The sequence below is a fragment of the Sphaerisporangium sp. NPDC049002 genome, from assembly GCF_040649355.1.
Taxonomy (GTDB): domain Bacteria; phylum Actinomycetota; class Actinomycetes; order Streptosporangiales; family Streptosporangiaceae; genus Sphaerisporangium.
The window spans coordinates 1-2,938 of the sequence record NZ_JBEZFH010000165.1 but is presented as its reverse complement, the minus strand read 5'-3'; the positions used below and the strand labels follow the sequence as shown (position 1 = coordinate 2,938).

Annotated in this window: 3 protein-coding genes; 1 reads left to right on the top strand and 2 read right to left on the bottom strand. The window is 70.4% G+C overall.

Annotation, left to right across the window (positions count from 1 at the left end):
* Positions 1-357, top strand: a 357-nt coding sequence (locus AB0B89_RS26730; protein ID WP_358558335.1) for a hypothetical protein, incomplete at its 5' end; no start/stop codon positions are given.
* Between the two features lie 247 nt (positions 358-604).
* Here the strand turns inward: AB0B89_RS26730 and AB0B89_RS26725 are convergent.
* Complete coding sequence (locus tag AB0B89_RS26725; protein WP_358558333.1) at positions 605-1,270, bottom strand: M15 family metallopeptidase; 666 nt, start codon at positions 1,268-1,270, stop codon at positions 605-607.
* A gap of 161 nt (positions 1,271-1,431) precedes the next feature.
* Entirely contained in the window at positions 1,432-2,790 is a 1,359-nt protein-coding gene (locus AB0B89_RS26720; RefSeq protein ID WP_358558331.1) for a tetratricopeptide repeat protein, read from the bottom strand.
* Positions 2,791-2,938 lie beyond the last annotated feature (148 nt).

The window sequence follows — 2,938 nt, the reverse complement described above, 5'->3', positions numbered from 1 at the left end:
GACGCTCCCTGGCTTCCGGTGGTGGGTGACTGGAACGGTGACGGCAAGGACACCATCAGCGCCTACAACCCCGCCAACGGGCGTTTCCTGCTCAGCGACAACCCAGCCAACGGTGTGGCGCAGTACGTGATCGCCTACGGTGACCCCAACGCCATTCCGCTGGTGGGCGACTGGGACGGTGATGGCAAGGACAACATCGGGGTGAAGATGGGTGCCACCTATTACATGCGCACCGGTGCGGTGACCGGCGCCATCGAGAACACCAGGGCGATCGGTTACGGCAACACCACCGGGGACCTGCCCGTCATCGGCGACTGGAACGGCGACGGCATCGACACCCAGGGCCTCGCCCGCTAGTCACCGAAGATCCGGCCGGCAGGGGCGGTGACCGTCAGACGCCCTCCGGAGAACGAACCGATTGTGACCCTTGAGGGGGCGGACGAACGTCCGCCCCCTCAAGTCATGTGGTGAGGGCCTCGACGCTCATCGGCCGGCCCGCCGCGATATGGCGGGCCGGCCCCGGGCACGAAGAAATCCCGGGAAGGAATCCCTGTGTTTCAGGGGTCTTCCCGGGATCGTTTCTCTTCGTTACCGGTTCAGGTTCTCACCGGCCGGCGGGTGGCCGGTTCACATGGGAATAGCGGGCGGCCCCAGAGCCGGTGGCGAGCGCCCAATATCTGTCACCGTAGGACCAGTGCCACCATTCGGTCGGGTAATTGGTCAGCCCGGCCTCCTCGAGGACCTTGGAGAGGATCTCCCGGTTGGCCCTGGCCTCCACCGAGATGTTGGCCGCCGCCGTGTAGCAGGCGTCGTCACTCTCCTCGGGGCTGGCGTTGACCTCGGTGCCCATGGGCAGCTCCTCCCCGGCCGTCGTGCACAGCGTGACGTCCACCGCGGCGCCGCAGACGTGGGGGGCGATGTGCGGAGGGGACAGGGAGCGACTGGCCTGCACGTAGAGATGGTCCTCGGGCCATTCCGGGTTGGCCGCCCGGAGCCTGCCCATGTACCCGGTGAAGTACTGCTCCTGCAGCGAGTACGGGCGGTACCCCTCGACCACGAGGAAGCGCAGCCCGTCCGGCAGCAGTTTCTGTGCCCGCAGGAGCCTTTGCGCCGCCTCCTCGCGGAGGTGGGCGAATGCGCCCTCCGGGTCGGCGAGGCGCTCGTCGAGGAGGATCTCGGGGTTCTCGCGGAGGTCCACCAGCGGCTCGCCCGACTCCTCGACCGGTATCGCGGCCACGCGAGGATCGGACATGAGAATGATCTCTGACACGGTCTCTCCTTAGCACTGTGCCAGGCGGAGCGACCGCCTGCGGCATGTGGGCCCCGCGACGGCCGTGCGCTGAGCGGGCCTGTCAAGGCGGCCGGGCTTCACGCTGTCGGCCCTTGCCGCCAGGTTCGGCCGCACCTCTAGAAGTTCTCTCCAAAAACGCGCTAAAGAACGGAGAGAAGTTCCTTGTACTCCCGAGTCCCCAGGGCGGCGAAGACCGCGAGGGCCTCCTCGCGAAGCGCCCGCGCCCCCGCCGCGTCGCCGGTCGCCTCCCGGACGCTGGCCAGGTCACGCTGCGAGCGGGCACGGAACAGCGGCAGGCCCAGGTCGTCCCATACGGCGATCGAACGGCGGAGCTGCTCCCCGGCCGCGGCGTAGTCGCCCCGCGCGAGGTGCAGCTCGCCGATCGTGCGCAGGATCAGCGCCTCCCCGAACCGGTCGGCCTGGCCGGTGCAGACGCCGAGGGCGTCCAGCAGATCGGGCAGGACGGCCGCGTGCTCACCCAGCCGGATCCGCGTCTTGGCGAGCGACTGGACCGCGTAGGCCTCCATCAGCACGTCGTCGGACTCGCGCAGCAGCTCGACCGCCCGCTCGCTCAGTGACTCCGCCTGGCGCAGGTCGCCCGAGGCGCGATGCAGCAGCGCGGCGGTGCGAAGGGTGAGGGCCTCCCCGCGCTTGCTACCTAGCCGTCTGAAGGCGGCCAGCGCGTCGTTGAGCAGCGCCGAGGCGGCGGCGTAGTCGCCGCGATCGAGGAACACCGATCCGGCCAGCCTCTTGGCGTAGCCGGTCCCCGAGTCGTCGCCGAGCTCCTCGAAGGCCGCCCCGGCCAGCTCCAGGTGGGGCAGCGCCTGGTCCAGGTCGCCCTCCTCGCGGCAGGCGGTGCCGATGCCGGCGAGGGCGATCGCCTCCCCGTGGGCGTCTCCGCCCTTGCGGAATAGGGGGAGCGACTCGTGGAAGAACCGCCGCGCCTCAAGGTACCGGTCCTGCCTGTTGCGCAACTGGCCGAGCCCCACCAGCAGGGTCGCCTCACCGAGCACGTCGCCGGCCCGGCGTACGGCCGCGAGCGCCGCCTCGTGGGTGCGCCGCCACTCGTCGAACCGGGCGTCCACCGAGAACGAGGAGGAGCACAGCGCCGCGCTCACCTCGCAGGCCACCTCGTGCAGGTCCATCGCGGCGGCCCGCTCGACGGCGACGACCAGGGCCGGGGCCTCGGCGTTGAACCACGCCGTCATGCCGGCGGTGACGCGCTCCGTGGCCTCGGCGCCCAGGGGCAGGGCCTTTGTGTATCGCCTGCGCAAGGGGAGGGCGCCCGAAGGGCTCCTGGACGCTGTGCGCGTGATCAGCCACAGCCAGCCGCCCAGGGCGCGGGTCATGGCGGCGGCGCGTTCCTCTTCGGGGTCCTCGGCCTCCGCCCGCTCGGCCGCGTACACGCGCAGCAGGTCGTGCAGCCGGTACCTCTCCTGCTGGGCGCTGTCGACGGTGACGAAGTCGACGAGCTGGGCGTCCATCAGCCGCTCGGTCACCTCCTCGCCCTCCTGCTCGGGTACTCCCAGAAGGGCCGCGACCACCCATGAGGCCCACAAGTCTCGGCTACCGTGCATATGTGCCCCCCGAGACAGTCGAGGTCCGCCGGAGTGCACGCCGACGGCGGACCGTATCCGCATACCGCGA